The 17,166-nt window shown below is 68.0% G+C and carries 10 protein-coding genes and 1 pseudogene; 8 read left to right on the forward strand and 3 right to left on the reverse strand.

Annotated elements, in window-relative coordinates; all coding sequences use genetic code 11:
* Window positions 1-285 precede the first annotated feature (285 nt).
* Window positions 286-4,020 (forward strand): hypothetical protein, encoded by a 3,735-nt coding sequence (locus ACH45E_RS07530; RefSeq protein WP_361454956.1) that lies wholly within the window; start codon window positions 286-288, stop codon window positions 4,018-4,020.
* A 28-nt stretch (window positions 4,021-4,048) separates the two neighbouring features.
* On the opposite strand, the gene ACH45E_RS07535 is transcribed toward ACH45E_RS07530, so the two are convergent.
* Window positions 4,049-4,192: a hypothetical protein gene (locus ACH45E_RS07535; RefSeq protein ID WP_361455038.1), complete on the reverse strand. Its 144-nt coding sequence runs from the start codon at window positions 4,190-4,192 to the stop codon at window positions 4,049-4,051.
* Here ACH45E_RS07535 and ACH45E_RS07540 point away from each other — a divergent pair.
* A pseudogene (locus tag ACH45E_RS07540) lies at window positions 4,187-4,580 on the forward strand (IS5/IS1182 family transposase); the annotation flags it as partial. The gene ACH45E_RS07535 and the pseudogene ACH45E_RS07540 overlap by 6 nt on opposite strands.
* 50 nt (window positions 4,581-4,630) lie before the next feature.
* Here ACH45E_RS07540 and ACH45E_RS07545 read toward each other — a convergent pair.
* The gene (locus ACH45E_RS07545; protein WP_361454959.1) at window positions 4,631-5,659 is read right to left on the reverse strand and encodes a substrate-binding domain-containing protein; all 1,029 of its coding nucleotides are present in this window, start codon (window positions 5,657-5,659) and stop codon (window positions 4,631-4,633) included.
* Window positions 5,660-5,914: 255 nt separating this feature from the next.
* Window positions 5,915-7,915, reverse strand: coding sequence for an RICIN domain-containing protein (locus tag ACH45E_RS07550; protein ID WP_361454962.1), 2,001 nt, complete (start codon window positions 7,913-7,915; stop codon window positions 5,915-5,917).
* 560 nt (window positions 7,916-8,475) lie between these two features.
* On the opposite strand from ACH45E_RS07550, the gene ACH45E_RS07555 reads away from it, so the two are divergent.
* From ACH45E_RS07555 to ACH45E_RS07580, 6 genes are all read left to right on the forward strand, one after another.
* Window positions 8,476-9,474: a LacI family DNA-binding transcriptional regulator gene (locus ACH45E_RS07555; protein WP_361454965.1), complete on the forward strand. Its 999-nt coding sequence runs from the start codon at window positions 8,476-8,478 to the stop codon at window positions 9,472-9,474.
* 301 nt (window positions 9,475-9,775) lie between these two features.
* On the forward strand, window positions 9,776-11,074 hold the full coding sequence (locus tag ACH45E_RS07560) for an extracellular solute-binding protein (protein ID WP_361454968.1): 1,299 nt from the start codon (window positions 9,776-9,778) through the stop codon (window positions 11,072-11,074).
* 49 nt (window positions 11,075-11,123) lie between these two features.
* Entirely contained in the window at window positions 11,124-12,008 is an 885-nt protein-coding gene (locus tag ACH45E_RS07565) for a sugar ABC transporter permease (RefSeq protein WP_361454971.1), read from the forward strand.
* 96 nt (window positions 12,009-12,104) lie between these two features.
* Window positions 12,105-12,911 carry a carbohydrate ABC transporter permease gene (locus ACH45E_RS07570; protein WP_399040177.1) on the forward strand — a complete coding sequence of 269 codons (807 nt, stop codon included), beginning with the start codon at window positions 12,105-12,107 and terminating at the stop codon, window positions 12,909-12,911.
* On the forward strand, window positions 12,908-15,529 hold the full coding sequence (locus ACH45E_RS07575) for a family 78 glycoside hydrolase catalytic domain (protein ID WP_361454977.1): 2,622 nt from the start codon (window positions 12,908-12,910) through the stop codon (window positions 15,527-15,529). Before ACH45E_RS07570 ends, ACH45E_RS07575 begins: the two co-directional genes overlap by 4 nt.
* Before the next feature lie 128 nt (window positions 15,530-15,657).
* Window positions 15,658-17,088 carry a family 43 glycosylhydrolase gene (locus ACH45E_RS07580; protein WP_361454980.1) on the forward strand — a complete coding sequence of 477 codons (1,431 nt, stop codon included), beginning with the start codon at window positions 15,658-15,660 and terminating at the stop codon, window positions 17,086-17,088.
* Window positions 17,089-17,166: the final 78 nt, after the last annotated feature.

Here is a 17,166-nt window from a genome sequence, read left to right on the forward strand (position 1 = left end):
GGGCAGCCATCTCTGCCGCCCTGATCAATGGCGCCATTGCAGGTCACGTGCCCGACTGTGCGACGGTGACCAAAGAAGGCGCCTGCTGTTTGCTCTTCCGCTGCGAACGTGCGTAGCGTGCGGGCGGTCGCGCCGCGTCCAAGGGGGAAGCGGGACGGGGGAGGTGAGTCGTCCATGGCGGGACGTCCGGAAAGCTCATTGGATCCAAACGCCGGGCCGGTTCAGCGGTTCGCTGCCGAGTTACGCAAACTCCGTGCGGAGGCCGGGAGTCCGACCTACCGGGTGATGGCGCAGCGCGCGGGTCAGGGAGCAAGCACCCTGTCGCAGGCCGCCAGCGGCGAGCGGCTGCCCACCCTGCCCGTCACGCTGGCCTACGTAAAGGCGTGCAGCGGTGATCCGGAGGAGTGGGAGGAGCGTTGGCGGCAGGCGGCCGCTGAAGTAGTGGCGGAACCCCGAACCGAGGATCAGGACGTCGAGCCTCCGTACCGCGGACTGGCCCGTTTCGAGCCGGGCGACGCCAATCTGTTCTTCGGCCGCGACGAACTCACCGACCGCCTGGTCGAGCTGACCCGTATCCGTCGGTTCACCGCGGTGTTCGGCCCCTCGGGCAGCGGCAAGTCCTCTCTACTGCGCGCTGGCCTCATCCCCCGCCTCCGCACCCCGGACCAGGCCACCCCGCAGCCGGCCGCGCTACGCGTCCTCACCCCCGGCGAGCGCCCCCTGCGCACCCATGAGCAGCGGCTGACCCCGAAGGACGGCGACGGGGACACTTGGCTGATCGTGGACCAGTTCGAAGAGCTCTACACCCTGTGCCACGACCCGGAGGAGCGCGACCAGTTCATCGATCAGCTCCTGACGGCCACCAACCCAGCCAGCCGGCTGCGCGTGGTCATCGCCGTGCGCGCCGACTTCCTCGGGCGGTGTGCCCAGCACCCGCGGCTGACGGCCGCGCTGCAGGAGGCCACCGTGTTGGCCGGCCCGATGAGCCGTGACGAGTTGCGCGAGGCCATCGTCAAACCCGCCCAGACCGCCGGGCTGATCGTCGAACGCACCCTGACCACGCGCATCGTCGAGGAGGCGGAGGGCGAACTTGGCGCCCTGCCGCTGATGTCCCACGCCCTGCTGGAGACCTGGCGGCGCCGCAAGGGCCGAGCCCTCACCGCTGAGGCCTACGACGCGGCCGGAGGTCTCAGCGGCGCCATCGCCCGCACCGCAGAGAACGTCTACACGCATCTGACCCCGTCCCAGGCCGACCTCGCCCGCCGTATCCTGCTCCGTCTCATCACCCCCGGCGAGGGAACCCCCGACACGCGCCGGCCCGCCCCTCGCACGGAACTCGACTTCGGCGACCCCAGCGACACAGCCACCGTCCTCGAACACCTGGCCCGCGCCCGCCTGCTCACCCTCGAGCACGACACCGTCAACCTCGCCCACGAGGCCCTCATCGCTTCATGGCCCCGACTGCAAGCCTGGATCAACGAAGCGCGCGACCGCCTGCGCCTGCACCGCCAGCTCACCGAAGCCGCACGAACCTGGGACGGCCTCAACCAAGACCCAGGCGCGCTGTACCGGGGAACCATGCTGGCCGCCGCAGAGGAAGCGTTCGCCGATCCCGGTCGGCGCCGCGCCCTGAACACCGCCGAGGCCAAGTTCCTCACCGCCAGCCTCGATGCCCGGGCTGGAGAACGCCGGGCCACGGCCCGCACCACACGGCGCCTGCGCACGCTCGTGGCTGCTCTGAGCGCTCTGCTCCTCGTCGCCCTCGCGGCCGCAGGCGTGGCCCTGAAACAGCGGGCGGCGGCGAACGCCGAGCGGACCACGGCGGTGGCCCGGCAGATCGCGGCGGAAGCGGATCAGTTACGGGGGACCGACGTGCCCGCCCAGACAGAGGACGTGGCGCTGGCGGCGCTGCTGGATGTGACGTCGTACCGGATGCGCGACAGCGCGCGCACCTACACGAGCCTGGTACAGGCGGCGAACTCCGCGCTGTTCAAAGACGTGCCTGAGCAGGACCGGGCAACAGCTGGCCCAGGCGCCGTGTCCGAGGGCACCCCGCGGCTGGCACACGACGCACACCGGCACACCCTGGCCGCGGTCGGGGACGACGGGAACGTGCGGCTGTGGGACACCACCCACTTCACGCACCCCAGACGCGTCGGACGGACGCTGCCGGGCAGCGATGTGGCCATGACCCCCGACGGGCACGTGCTGGCCATCGGGATTTATCCCGGCGTCCAGCTGTGGAACATCGCAGACCCGGCGGACCCCGCGCCGCTTGGCAGTGTTCCCACGTCCGGTGACACCAACTGGATGGAGCTGGCCTTCGGAAACGACGGTCACCTGCTCGCGGTCGGTACCGACAGTACCGCCCTGTGGGATGTCACCGACCCCCGGAAGCCGCAACGCCTGGCTGCATCCCTGCCCGGAAACGTGGTGGCGTTCAGCCCCAGCCGGAAGATCATGGCCACGGCCGACTCCGGCAACGGCACAGTACGCCTCTGGGACACCTCGCACCGGGCGAGCCCGGCTGCCCTCGGGCTGCTCCGCACCCGCTCGGACAAGGAGACCATCCTGGTGTTCAGCCCCGACGGGCGGTATCTCGCCACGAACGGCAGCGAGGCCGACCAAGTGCCGCTGTGGGACGTCAGCAGACCGGACCGGCCCACCTCTTCCGACATCGTGCTCGGCACGTCCGACGGCACGGAAGCAGGGGCGGCGTCCTACAGTCCCGACGGCCGGGTGATCGCGGTCAGCGGAGGGAATGGCATCCAGCTCTGGAACATCGACGCCGGCCTGAGCGCGCCGCTGGGGAGAGCGCTTGGGCAGCGCTCGCCGACGGGGATCACCACGGTGTTCGCTCCCGACGGACGCGGTCTGATCGCCGCCGGCGGGGCACTGCGGATCTGGAGCCTGCCGCCGGGCGTGCTGCTCGGTTGCGCAACCTCGAGCACGACCGGATTCTCCCCGGACGGGCGGATCATGGCGACGGCCTGCACCGATGGCGAGCCCGTGCGGTTGTGGGACGTTGCCGACCCCGGAGTCCCCCGTCTGCTGCCGGGCACGCTTGCCCCGGGCGCCGCCGCGCAATTCGCCCCGCACCGACACCTGCTCGCCGTCACTGCATCTGACGGCGGGGTCCGGCTCTACGACGTGACCGACCCGGCACGGCCCCACGCTCTCGGGCATCTCACCGTCGGCCGTGACGACGCAGTGGTCTTGTCGGCCTTCTCCCCGGACGGGCGCGAACTGATCACCTATGAGGAGATGAGTGACCGCTCGCAACCTGCGGGGCCGGGCATCGGGGACGGGGACGGGCGTATACCCAGCGAGGTCCGGTTCCCGGACAACGGTGTCCGCATCCGTACCTGGGACCTCGGCGACCCCCGGTATCCCCGGGAGACGGGACGGGCCGTCGTACTGGAGAAGAACGCTGGCGCCGGTCCACTCGCCCGCGCCTCGGACGGCCACGAACTCGCGGTCGTCGATGACGACCGGCGCATCCTGCTGTGGGACACGAGCGACCCCAGGCATCCGCGTCGGCGCGGCCAGTCCTTCGCCGGTGACGTGCTGGCCTTCGCGCCCCACGGCGACACTTTGGCCATCGGCAGCGCAGATGGCACCGTGAGCCTCTGGAACACCGCTGACCCCGCCCGGCCCACCAAGCTGGGTACGCCGCTCGACGCTGGCGCCTCCGTCACCGGCCTCGCGTTCGACCGCGACGGGCAAAGGCTGGCGGTGGGCACTGTAGACGGCCTGATCAAGCTGTACGACACGACCGACCCGCCACATGCCAAGGCCGTCGGGGACCCGCTCGTGGGACACACGACCGAGATCGACAACCTCGTCTTCGCACCCGGCGGCCAGTCCCTCGCAAGCGGCGCCCAGGACGGCACCCGGCTGTGGGCGCTGGACGCCGAGCAGAACATCCACCGCATCTGTGCGGTCACCGGGCATGCCCTCACCCGCGATCAATGGCGACGTCATGTGGGGGCCCTGCCCTACCAGAGCCCCTGCCGTTGAATGCCGGTGAACCCGTCGCCCCCTGCGCTCACCTGAAAGTGCGGTCGGCCAGCGCGTCCTCGTCGGCCGCGGCGAACCCGGTGGACAGCACACCGTGCTGACCCTCGACGAACGCCAGACAGCTATGGCGGTCATCCGTCCTGAGCCAGGCGCGACCGTCGGCTTCCTTCACCAAGTCCTTCGCTTCGGCTGCTCCTACGAGACGATCGCGGACTCCTCGTGCTCGGCCCGCCACGATTCGGAGCCGCCTGGACGAGTGGATGAGCCTGGGGCTGTTCGCTCGGCCGGCGCCATAACCGAACCCGGCGGAGGCGAAGCGGCCGGACGCTCACCTGTCGGCCGGGGCAAGCGAGGCATGAAGCGCTCGGACGTGACCGACAGATACGGCATCCTTCTCGGCCACGTCCTGGTCGGCGCCGACTGCCACGACTCGCCACTCCTGGCGCCGATTCTGGATCTACTGGCCCAGGCCACTACCCGACTACATCACCGCGCACCTCGACGCCGGCGACGACTCAGCGAAGTCACGCGCCCTGCTCAGCGAGCGCGGAGTGCACGGAGGTCTGGTAGGCGAACTCCGCTCTTGAACGACAACGGCGACCACAACCCCTCAGGGGGTGGGCGGTGGGGCGGTCGAGGCCCGCACCACGAGCTGGGTGGCCAGCTCGACCCGGTGACTGCCGAGGGGTGCGCGCGTGGCGAGCCGCAGCAGAGTACGCAGCGCGGCGCGGCCGATCTCGACGAAGGGCTGACGGACGGTGGTCAGGGGAGGGGCACAGGTGCTGGCGGCAGCGGTGTCGTCGAAGCCGACCACGCTGACGTCGCCGGGCACCCGCAGGCCGTGCACGCGGGCGGCCTCGAGGACACCGAACGCCGCCAGATCGGTGGCGGCCAAGACGGCGGTCGGCGGATCCTCCAGCGCGAACAGGTCGAAAGCGGCCTGGTAGGCGGGCTGGAAGCGGAAGGCGCGGCGCTTGATGAGCTGAGGGTCGGCACTGATGCCGGCGCCGGCGAGTGCGGCCTGGTAGCCGTGCAGACGTGCGGTGTTGCATACGGCATCGTGCCGCCCCTCGATCATCGCGACCCTGCGGTGGCCGAGCTTGAGCAGGTGTTGCGTGGCGGACATGCCGCCGCTGAAATTCGTCGCCCCGATACTCGGCACCGGCTCGTCGGGCACGTTCATCGGATCGATCAGCACCAGTGGGATCTCGGCCCGCGTGAATTGTGCCCGCTGTTGCGGCGTCAGTCCGGAGGTGACCAGGATGATGCCCTCCCGACCGGCGTTGGTGATCTTCCTGGTCCAGGCCGCGCCGAGCGGGTCGTTGGGCGCGGTGCCGATCACCACGTCCACACCCGCCTCGGCGGCGGCTTCCGTGACGCCCTGAGTGATCAACAGGTTGTCGGGGTTGACCAGCTGGTCGAAGGTAAGGTCCACCGTCCGTACGGGCGACTGCGCCCCCCGAGGACCGCGCGCGACGTATGCGTGCTTGACCAGCAACCGCTCGATGCGTGCTCGGGTCTTGGGGGCCACGTCGCTGTGGCCGTTGACCACTTTTGAGACGGTGGCCACGGAGACTCCCGCCGCCTCGGCGATGCCCGTGAGCGTCGTCCGGCTTCGCGCGACGGAACGCTTCGCCATGCTGGTCCTTTCGGAGTATTCGACTGGTCGAGACCTGCACCATGCCCCTCACTGGGCGTGGCCTTCCGCGTGGACACCGGCCTCGCCGCCTCGACGTGGCTGACGGAGCCTTCCATCTGCTCCAGGGGAAGCCTGCGACGTGCTGTGACACACGCTGCGGTCCGGCGGGCACCGGACGGTGGCTGTCGTTCAGGACCAGCGGCGGACGGTTCCATTCGTACCTGGTGCTTTGAGAGAGCTCAGTGGTGCAGGGAGTCAGTTGATTTTCGTGATCGTCCACAGTCGTGCGGACGCGGTGGAGACGGCTTCTTGGTCCAGTGGCGCGCCGTTGTCGGTAGAGGCGTCGGCGGCTGCCAGGCTCAGTCCGCTGGCACGGTTCACGACCTGGTATTTGCCGTTGCCGGAGTCGACCAGGGACCATTGCTGGGTGGTCGAGCCGGAAGACGGCTTTTCGACGATGGGGCTGCCGCTGGTGGTGTTCCCCGCCGAGTCCAGGTAGTTACCCGTGGACACGTTGGTGATGGTGTAGTAGGAGCCGACCTTGTCGAACGTCCAGTACTGGTCGGGGTGGTTCACGTTGCGGTATTGGTCGGCCTGCGTTCCGCTGACGCTCCCGACCACCTCGGCGTAGTTTCCACTGTTGACGTTGGCCATGGCGTACTGGCCGGTGGTGAAATCCGGGGCTGCCGTCTGGAGGAGGTTCCAGCGCTGATTCGCGGCCGAGGTCAGCGGTGCCTGGGTGACTTCTTCGTTCGTCGCGGTCTGGCCGTTCGCATCGGTCGCCATGGTCAGCGCCAGGTTGCTGCGCCGGTTGGTGATGGTGTAGCCGCCGTCGGGCGCGGGTTCGACGGACCAGTCCTGCTCGGCGCCGCTGGTCGACGTCCACTGGATCTCACCGGTGCCGGAGGACAGGGAGCCGCTGGGGACGGCGAGGTACTTGCCGCTGAAGGTGTTGAGGATGCGGTAGTAGCCGTTGCTCTGGAGAAGGAACTGCCAGTTGTGGTCGGCCGTGCCGTTGTCGGCCGCCTGCACGACCGGGGCGCCGGAAGTGGCGTTGGGCACGCCCAGCACCTGGGAGCTCAGGCTGTTCTGGATCTTGTAGGTGGCGCCCGTGGAGATGCCGCCGCCGTAGTCGTCGATGCCGTACGTCACCTCGTTGGTACCGTTGGTCACCAACGCACCGCCCCGGGTGACCAGCAGACTCTTGCCGTCGGCGAGGGGGAGCAGGCCGCGACTGTAGCCCTGGATCGTGTTGGAGAACATGCGCACCCACGTCGCGCCGTTGTCCGTGCTCTCGTACATCTGCTGGTCGCTGTACGCCTGCACGACGATCGTCCCGTTCGGGCCGCCCGTCGGGAGCCAGGTGACGTACGGGTCACCGTCCGGCTTCCTGTTGTCCGTGGTGATCAGCTGTACTCCGGTGACCGAGCCGAAGTTCTCCGGGTTGTCAGCGATCTTGTAGTAGACGGGGCAGCCGCCGCCGGGTGCGCCGCAGTACTCGTAGGTGAGGATGTACTTCCCGTTGCCGAGGCGGGCGACGATCGCCATGCCCGGCCGGGCGGCGTAGGCCGGGTAGGTGACGTCGTCGACCTCGGAAGACCAATTGACGCCGTCGGTGGTGGTGAAGTGGGCGAGCTTCTGGCCATGTGCGGGGTCACGCTGGTCGGAGATCCAGGCGATGAGCTTGTTGTGCGCCACCATGAAGTACGGCTCCCAGACGGGTGTCTGTCCGTTGACGTCCCGGGCTGCGCCACCGGTGGCGATGGAGCTGACGAAGGACCAGGTGACGCCGTGGTCCGTGCTGGCATACATGTCGATCTTGGTTTCGGAGTTGTCGGCGGGTATGGAGTCGCCGGCCGCGATGATCGTTCCGGCCGGGAACGAGCCGATCGCCTGGGGGAGCTCGTAGAGTACGGGTTCGAGCTGGATGTTGTTCCAGGAATTGACCTGGTCGCTGATCGTGGAGATCTGCGTCCAGGTGTGTCCCGAGTCGGTGCTGCGGTATACCGGCATGCCGTTGCCCGAGTACTGCTCGAAGGAGGCGAGGAGGGTGCCGTTGGAGTCGGTGCTGTGCTGGAGTCTGATCGCGTGGGCGTAGAGGGAGCCGTAGGACGGCGCTCCGCTCGGCGGCTGCCACATGGTGCCGCCGCTGTAGGTCACAGCGTCGGCAGGCGGGGCCGACGTGGTGAGCCCCATCAGGGCGGCGGCCGCGCCGATGACGGCGGCCTTCGCCAGTGCGTTTCGTCGGGTGGGCATGTTGTCGGGACTCCTTTGCCGCTGCGAGGTGGGCCGCGGGGACAGCCTGTGTGCGAAAGTCGACTGTGAGTCGGCGCATGTCATGAGTGCTGTTCGGGGCAGGCCATGGGGCGGTGCGGCGTCTGGGAAGCAGTGCCGCATGCGTGAGGTCGATGAATTGATACGCTTCAATCGGGCAGCGGTGGGAGGCTTGCACCGTCTGGGCGGGCCGTCAAGACCAAGCACGGCGATTTGCCAGTTCATTCCGTTCCCGCCTCCGTTCTCCACCGTTGCCGGTCGATTGCTCGCATGGGGGTGGGGGGCGGCCGGGGGAACCTGCCGGGACTCATGTCCGGGCTGAGCTGTGACCGGCTGTTATGGCTCTCAGTCGTTTCGCGGTGAAGGGAGTGGATCGGCGTCACTCTTGGAGCGTTTCAACGCGCGTGATGTATTCTGCCGCTTGTCCGCGACAGCCTGGTCAGGGTGGGGCCGCGGGGTCCCGGAACGGAACGAGACCGAGGTCGAGGAGCACTGTGGCAACCGCCCGTCCGCGAGCAGTACAGGGGCATGCGAGTCCGAGCATGCAGGATGTCGCCGACGCTGCGGGTGTCTCGGTCGGAACTGTCTCTAATGTGCTGAATCATCCGGCGAAGGTGAGCCCGGCGACGGCGGAGCGCGTCCGGGAAGCGATCAGCCGGCTGGGTTTCGTGCGCAACGACGTGGCCCGGTCGCTGGTGGCGGGCTCGACCAACAGTGTCGGCATGGTGCTCGCCGATATCGAGAACTCCCTGTTCATCGACATGGCGCATGGTGCGCAGGACGCCGCCCGTGCGGTCGGGCAGAACCTGCTGTTGGCCAACACGGCATGCGACATGAGGCTTCAGGACGACTACCTGGACTTGTTCGACGAGTCCCGGGTAACCGGTGTGCTGCTGGCTCCGATGGAGGACTCCACGGCCGGCATTGCCCGCATCCGCTCGCACGGGCGCCAGGTGGTGCTGCTCAACTACGCTCCCAAGCCGGGCACCTGCTGCTCCGTGCTGGTCAACAACGAGCATGTGGGGTACCTGGCGGCCCGCCATCTCATCGACACCGGGCGCACGCGGCTGGCGTACGTGGTCGCGCACGATGACTACCAGCCCGTGCGCGACCGGCGCAGGGGAGTGCGTGCGGCGGTCGAGGAGGCGGGTGGCGGCGTCACCCTGGAGGAGATCGACAGCGTCGGCCTGACCGCCTCCCACGGACATGCGGTCGGGCGGGATCTCGCGCGGCGGGCCCCCGGCGATCTGCCGGACGGTCTGATCGTCGTCACCGATGAGCTGGCCAATGCCATCGTCCATGAGCTGCACACCGTGGCCGGGATCCGGGTGCCCGACCAGGTCGCCGTCGTCGGCTGCGAGAACAACCGCGGAGCCGGCCCCGCGGCGGTGCCGCTGACAGCGGTGGACATGCCGGGCCGGATGATGGGCCAGGAGGCGATTCGGCTGCTCATGGACGAGGTGTCCGCGGGCCAGCAACACCGTCATGCCACTGTCGTGCTGGAGCCGGAGTTGATCGTCCGCGCCAGCGCGCCCCTCTGACCGTCCAGGCCTGCCTGCCGGACGGGCCGCGCACATCCGCGCGGTCGCCTTGGCCTTCTGCGCACGCCCGGCACCGAGCGGGATCCGCCCATCCTCGCGGCCTTGTACGTCAGCACCCCACGCTGACCAGCTGTTTCGGCGTCTCATGCTTGGAATGCTGTCTCCAGGCGACCGTTCCGGAACGCTCAGACGCGGTTCGGAAACATCCGCGACGGATCCTTGACACATCCCGAAGCGGGTCGTAGGTTCCCGGCATCTCCCCATTGAAGCGTTTCAACGCCCTGTGTGCCGAGGAGTACCTGTGCACAAGAAACTCAGAACCCGCCGTATCGCCCTCACGGCGACCGCCGCCACCTCGAGCCTGCTGCTCAGCGCGTGCGGCGGCAGCAGCGTGTCGGGCAGCGACGCCAAGGCGTTCACCCTCACCATCAATGACGACAACCACATCGTGCAGCAGGAACTCACGGCCCTGGGCAAGAGCTCGTGCGCAACGCAGAACAAGACCCTGCCCCTGAAGATCCAGACGCTTCCCATCGGCAACGTCGACCAGAAGGTGCAGCTGCTCGCCGGCCAGAACGCCCTGCCGGTGCAGTTCGCCGCGGGCGGCACACCGCAGCTCACCAAGACCCTGGACAAGGCCGGCCAGGTCCTCGACCTGGAGAAGACCCTCAAGGACCTCGGCGTCTGGAATGACCTCCAGCCGGCCGCCGTCAAGACCGTCGAGAACCTGTACGGCAAGTTCAACGTCATGCCCTACCAGTTCAACATCGAGGGCATCTGGTACAACAAGAAGCTCTTCGCCGACCACCACATCGCCACCCCGACCACCTACGACCAGCTGGTCGCCGCGGCCGCGAAGTTCAAGGCAGCCGGCATCACAGCGTTCTCGGCGGACGGCAAGGACGGATGGCCCCTGACCCGCCTTGTCAGCGGCTACCTCTACCGGGAGCTCGGCCCGGGCGCCCTGCAGGCGGTGGCGGACGGCAAGGCCAAGCTGACCGACCCTGCGTATGTGAAGGCCGCGCAGGCCATCGCCGACCTGGGCAAGGCCGGCTATTTCGGCAAGGGCGTCGGGTCGATCGACTACGACACCGCGGTGCAGCAGTTCCTCACCGGCAAGGCCGCGATGTTCTACATGGGCAGCTGGGAGCTCGGCGACTTCAACGACAAGACCAAGAACAAGATCGGTGCGGACAACGTCGGCTTCATGCCGTTCCCGGCCGTCGCGGGCGGCAAGGGAAGCGCGGACCAGATCCCGGCCAACGTCGGCCTCCCCGTCGCCGTCTCCGCCAAGTCCTACAACGCCAAGGTCGGCGACTGGCTGTCCTGCATCACGAAGAACTACGGCGCCGCCTCGCTGAAGGACCAGGGCACCGTCTCCGGCTTCAAGCCCAACAGCGACACCGGCACACTGCCCCCGCTCACCCAGACGGTCCAGGACACCATCACCAAGACCAGGACCAGCACCCTGTGGTTCGAGGCGCTGTTCAACACGAAGGCGACGGAGACCAGCCAGACGAACGCCGCGCCGCTCGTCACCGGGTCCCTCACGGCCAAGGACTTCATGACGAAGGTCCAAGCCGATCTCGACAACGGCTGACCCCTCCGTAGCACCTCGTCCGCGCCCAACCCTTCGTGAGAGAGCCGTCATGCGTTCAGTTCTGGGAGACCGCCGTGCCATCGCCGTCCTGCTGGGCCCGGCGCTGCTGGTGTACACGCTGGTGATGCTGGTGCCGATGGGCTGGTCCCTCGGCTACACCTTCTTCAAGGGCAACGTCATCGAGGGCTTCACCTTCGGCGGACTCGGAAACTTCGACAAGCTCTGGCACGACCCGCAGGCGCACTCGGCACTGTGGTTCACCTTCAAGTACGGACTCGCCGTCAGCGTAGGGCAGGTCCTGTGCGGGTACCTGCTCGCCCTGCTCTACGTGTTCGTCCTGCGCAGGTCGTCCGCGATCGTCCGGACGCTGGTGTTCTTCCCGGTGATCCTCCCGACGGTCGCCGTGGCCCTGATGTTCCAGAAGCTCTTCGCCGTCGCCCCGCAGAACGGCCTGGCCAACATCGCCCTCGATGGGCTCGGCATCCACCACGGCGACTGGTTCGCCGGCGCGGGCGGATCCTTCATCGTCCTGGTCGTCATGGACGTGTGGCGCTCCATGGGCTTCTACGGCGTCCTCATCTTCGCCGGGCTCCTCGACATTCCCGACGAGACGCTCGAATCGGCGCGGCTGGACGGTGCCACCGGATGGCGGCTGATCCGGCACATCGTCCTGCCGCTGTCCGCCCCGGTGCTGCTGTCGTCGGTCGTGTTCAGCATCAACGGCACCCTCAAGGTGTTCGACTCGGTCCTCGCCCTGACCAACGGCGGACCCGGCAGCGACACGACGCCCCTGACCCTCTACATGTTCCGCACGGCGTTCTCCTACGGCGACTACGGCTACGGCAGCACCATCGCCTCGCTGCTCACCGTCGTGTGCCTCGGCGTCACCCTCATCGTCTTCCGCTTCTCGCGACGCGACCTGACCAAGGGCTGAACTCCCATGACTGACACCCTCACGGCACCGCGGCGGGAACTCCTGCCCAGCCCACGGCCGGCCACCGTGCGAAAGCCCGGCCGAACGCGGCGCCTGATGCGTAACCTGCTCGTTGCCCTGCTGGTGGTCGTCGAGGTGACGCCCCTGCTCTGGCTGCTGCTCAGCTCCTTCAAGACCCAGTCCGAGTTCGTCAACGACCCCGCCTGGGCGCTTCCGGGGAAGTGGGACTTCCACAACTACACCGACGCGTGGACGACCGGCCACGTCGCCCTCTACGTCCGCAACAGCCTCCTGGCCACCGCGCCCTCGCTCGCGCTCATCATCGTGCTCGGCACCGCCGCGGGTTTCGCCCTGGAGGTCATGATCTGGCGCGGACGCCACCAGGTCCTCCTCGTCTTCCTGGTGGGCATCATGGTGCCGAGCCAGATGATCCTGCTGCCGTTGTTCCGGGTGTACTTCCAGACCGGGCTGTCCGGGACGATGTGGCCGTTGATCATCACCTACACAGCGGTCGGCCTCCCGCTCACCGTCTTCATGATGGCCACCTACTTCCGGGCGGTCCCGCGCGAGATCTTCGAGGCCGCCACCCTCGACGGGGCCGGTATGCTCACCGCCTTCTGGCGGATCGGCTTCCCCGTCGTCCGCAACGCCGTGTTCACGGTCGCGCTGGTGCAGTTCTTCTTCATCTGGAACGACCTGCTCATCTCGCTCACCTTCACCACCAACGACGACCTGCGCACCATCCAGGTGGGGCTGCTCAACTTCACCGGCCAGTACGGAGAGACGGCCTACGGACCGCTGTTCGCCGCGATCAGCATCAACGTCGTCGGTGCCCTGGTGCTCTACCTGCTGATCAACCAGCGCATCATCAAGGGCCTGACCGCCGGGGCGGTGAAGGGATGACCTCGCAGTCCATACCGACCGTGGCCGCCCCGACCGCGGAGCACCACCGGGAGCCGCTCGGTATCGGTGAGGCTTCACCCCGTATCTCCTGGAAGACCACGGCACCCGCTTACTGGATGCAGCACGCCTACCAGATTGAGGCCACTCGAGCCGACGGGACACACCGCACGGACTGGGTGACCTCCCAGGACTCGGTGCTCGTCCTCTGGCCGCTGCGGCCGCTGATATCCCGGGAAGCCTGCGAGGTCCGGGTGCGGGTCCGCGGAGCCGATCAGGTCACCAGTGGCTGGAGCCCACCGCTGCGGATCGAGACGGGCTTGCTGGAACCGGCCGACTGGACGGCCCGCGCGATCTCACCGCGCGAGTCACCGGACTCGCACGGGGCTCGCCGGCCCACTGCCGAGTGCCAACCACCCCTGCTGCGCGCGGAGTTCACCGCCGACGCGGACATCGAGCGTGCGCGGCTGTATGTCACTGCTCACGGCCTGTACGAGGTCGAGATCAACGGTCAGAGGGTGGGCGACCACGCCCTCGCGCCCGGATGGACCAGTTACCACCACCGGCTGCGCTACCACACCCACGACGTCACCGACCACCTGCGCGCCGGCGCCAACGCCATCGGCGCATGGCTGGCCGACGGCTGGTACCGGGGGCGGCTGGGCTTCGGCGGCGGCCACGCCGACCTCTACGGTGACCGCCTCGCGCTCCTCGCCCAACTGGAGATCGTCCACCGCGACGGAACCGTCACCGTCATCAATACCGACACCTCCTGGCGCGCCGGCCAGGGACCCATCCTCTCTTCGGGATTGCTCGACGGCGAGACCTACGACGCGCGGCAGGAACTGCCCGGCTGGTCCAGCCCCGGATTCGACGACACCCACTGGATCCCGGTAGACATCGTCGACCGCAACCCTGCGACCTTGATCGCGCCCACCGGCCCACCGGTGCGCTGCACCGACGAGATCACCCCGGTGCTTGTGACCGCTCTGGATGCCGACCGGCTCCTGGTGGACTTCGGGCAGAACCTTGTCGGCAGGGTCCGCATCACCGTCTCGGGTCCGGCCGGACACACGATCGTCATCCGCCACGCCGAGGTACTCCAGGACGGCGAGCTGTGCGTCCGCCCCCTGCGCGACGCAGCCTCCACCGACCGATACACCCTGCGCGGCGGCGGCCCCGAGACCTGGGAACCACGCTTCACCATCCACGGGTTCCGGTACGCCGAGATCACCGGCTGGCGCGGCGGCTTTCCGATCCGCGACATCGTCGCCCGCGTCATCCACACCGACATGGCGAGGGCCGGCTGGTTCGAGTGCTCCAACGAACAGGTCAACCGACTCCACGAAAACGTGGTCTGGAGCCTGCGCGGCAACTTCGTCGACCTCCCCACCGACTGCCCGCAGCGCGACGAGCGCCTCGGTTGGACCGGCGACATCCAGATCTTCGCACCTACCGCCGCCTTCCTGTACGACTGCCACGGCATGCTCGCCTCCTGGCTGCGCGACGTCGCCGTGGAACAGCACGACGACGGGACCGTCCCCTGGTACGTCCCCGAGATCCCGGGCGGCGAGCAGTGGACCCCGGCCAGGCCGGGCGCCGGCTGGGGCGACGTCGTGGCACTGACCCCCTGGGATCTGTACGAGGCCTCGGGCGACGCGGGTCTCCTCGCCACCCAGTACGAAAGCGCACGACGATGGGTCGACCTCATCACCGAACTCGCGGACGAGACGGGCCTGTGGAACCGCAGCTACCAACTCGGAGACTGGCTCGACCCGTTCGCACCCCCGGAGGATCCCGGCGCCGGCCGCACCGACCGCCACCTCATCGCCACGGCGTACTACGCATGGTCCCTGCAGCACGTGGCATGGACCGCCCACATTCTGGGACGCCAAGACGACCGCGACCACTACACACAACTCGCGCGACGAGTCCGGCAGGCATTCGCCGACGCATACGTGCTGCCCGACGGCCTGATGGCCAGCGACACCCAGACCGCCTACGCCGTCGCCCTCCAGTTCGACCTCCTCCCCGACGCCGCCTCGCGGACCACCGCGGGAAATCGCCTCACCGAACTCGTCGCCGCAGGCGGGCACACCATCCAGACAGGGTTCATCGGCACACCACTGGTGGCCCCCGCGTTGAGCGCCACTGGTCATGCCGACACCGCGTACGCCCTGCTCCTCCAGCAGGAGTGCCCCTCGTGGCTGTACGCGCTCAAACACGACGCCACCACCATCTGGGAACGCTGGGACAGCATGCTGCCCGACGGCACCGTCAACCCCGGCGAGATGACCTCGTTCAACCACTACGCCCTCGGCGCCGTCGCCCAGTGGCTGCACACCACGGTCGCCGGGCTCGGCGCGAGCGCGCCCGGATACCGCGACATCGTCTTCCGCCCACGGCCAGGCGGCGGCATCACCTGGGCGAGCGCCACCCACGAGTCACCGTACGGGCGCATCGCGATCCGATGGGAGATCGACGAAACGGATCTCACCGTGGAAACAACCGTGCCCACCGGAGCGACAGGACGTATCGAGTGGCCCAACGGGGGCGTGACCGACCTGCCGACCGGGACCACCACTACTTCGCGACCGGCCGTCGACTCGACCAGATCCTGACCACCATCCGGGCACGCACCTGACCTGGTTCTCTCCAGGGGAGGTGGTGCACCCGGCCGATGCGAGCCAAAGGCCGAACGCGGGCTGCACGTGCCTGCCATCACGACAGCGACACAAAGGAGTTTCGCGTGACCAACCATTACACCGGAGACCACCACTCCGAAATACGCAGACGGCACGGGCGTCCCGTCCTCGCCACGCTCGTGGTCGCACTCCTGACTGTTCTCGGTCTGGTCACCGCCACGCCCGCACAGGCGCTCAGCGGTGACATCCGCATGCACGACCCGAGCGTCATCAAGGTCGGCAGCTGCTACTACGGCTTCTCTACCGGCTTCGAGCACGACTCTCTCAACCCGAGCGGCTCCATCACTGAACGCAGAACATGCGACAGCACCCCGGCGACCGGCTGGACCAAGATCGGCAACCTCTGGGAGACGACCCCGTCCTGGATCACCACTAAGCTCGGCTCGACCCCGCCGAACATCTGGGCCCCAGACATCAAGTACTTCAACGGCGTCTACCACTTGTACTACGCCGGTTCGCTCTGGGGAACGAACAATGCGGTGATGGGCCTGGCCACCGCCACTGACATCGAGGGGCCCTGGACCGACCAGGGCATGGTCACGGACGTCAACTACCCGATCGACCCCAACGTCGACTGGGGCCCCGACGGCCGGCTGTACATCTCCTGGGGCTCCTGGACCGGCTCCGGCACCTACATGCACGTCCTGGACCAGGCCACCGGCAAGCTGTCCACCACCGACAACAACCTGTGGCACATCGCCGTCGGCATCGAGAACCCCACCATCATCCTCAACGGCGGCTACTACTACCTCTTCGGCTCCAAGGGCCTGTGCTGCAGCGGAGTCAACAGCACCTACTACACCGTGGTCGGCCGCTCCACCAGCATCACCGGCCCATACCTTGACCAGAACGGCACCGACATGGCCTCCGGCGGCGGAACCACCGTCCTCACCGGCGCCTATCCCAGGGTGGCGGCCGGCGGTGCCGACGCCTACGACGACGGCAAGTCCAAGTTCCTCGCCTACCACTACTACGACGGCAACAACTCCGGGCAGGAAACCCTCGACATCCGACAGGTGACCTTCGCCAATGGCTGGCCGGTCATCGCCAGTCCGCTCGGCGCGACCAACAACCATCTGCTCAACCGCAACAGTGCCAAGTGCGCGGACGTCTGGGACCTGAGTACGGCGAACGGGGCGGCGGTGAACTCGGGCAACTGCAACTCCGGCGCCAATCAACAGTGGGTACCTACGGCCGTCGGCTCCAACTATGAACTCGTCAACGTCAACAGCGGCAAATGCCTGCAGATCACCGGTGCCTCCACCGCCGACGGAGCGGTGGCCGTCCAGTCGACCTGTACTGGGGCCTCGCACCAGCTGTGGACCAGGACGGCAGTGGTCGGCGGCTACGTCACCTTCACCAACGGCAACAGCGGCAAGTGCCTGGAGGTCGCCGGAGCGTCGACCACCAACGGTGCAGCCCTGGACCAGGCGACCTGCAACGCTGGCGCCAACCAGCAGTGGATGGCCGTCTGAAGTTCGCGATCTGTGACTTCCACATCGCGCACGGGGCGGTACGGCATCGACGTCTTACCGGGCCTTGATCAGCACAGT

The organism is Streptomyces sp. NPDC020299 (genome assembly GCF_044387825.1).
In the GTDB taxonomy this organism is placed as follows: Bacteria; Actinomycetota; Actinomycetes; order Streptomycetales; family Streptomycetaceae; genus Streptomyces.

Excerpts from the sequence above, each read along its gene's own strand:
- ACH45E_RS07550 (WP_361454962.1), bottom strand. The coding sequence starts at position 7,915 with ATGCCCACCCGACGAAACGCACTGGCGAAGGCCGCCGTCATCGGCGCG.
- ACH45E_RS07555 (WP_361454965.1), top strand. The coding sequence starts at position 8,476 with ATGCAGGATGTCGCCGACGCTGCGGGTGTCTCGGTCGGAACTGTCTCT.
- ACH45E_RS07565 (WP_361454971.1), top strand. The coding sequence starts at position 11,124 with ATGCGTTCAGTTCTGGGAGACCGCCGTGCCATCGCCGTCCTGCTGGGC.
- ACH45E_RS07545 (WP_361454959.1), bottom strand. The coding sequence starts at position 5,659 with ATGGCGAAGCGTTCCGTCGCGCGAAGCCGGACGACGCTCACGGGCATC.
- ACH45E_RS07570 (WP_399040177.1), top strand. The coding sequence starts at position 12,105 with ATGCGTAACCTGCTCGTTGCCCTGCTGGTGGTCGTCGAGGTGACGCCC.
- ACH45E_RS07575 (WP_361454977.1), top strand. The coding sequence starts at position 12,908 with ATGACCTCGCAGTCCATACCGACCGTGGCCGCCCCGACCGCGGAGCAC.
- ACH45E_RS07530 (WP_361454956.1), top strand. The coding sequence starts at position 286 with ATGGCGCAGCGCGCGGGTCAGGGAGCAAGCACCCTGTCGCAGGCCGCC.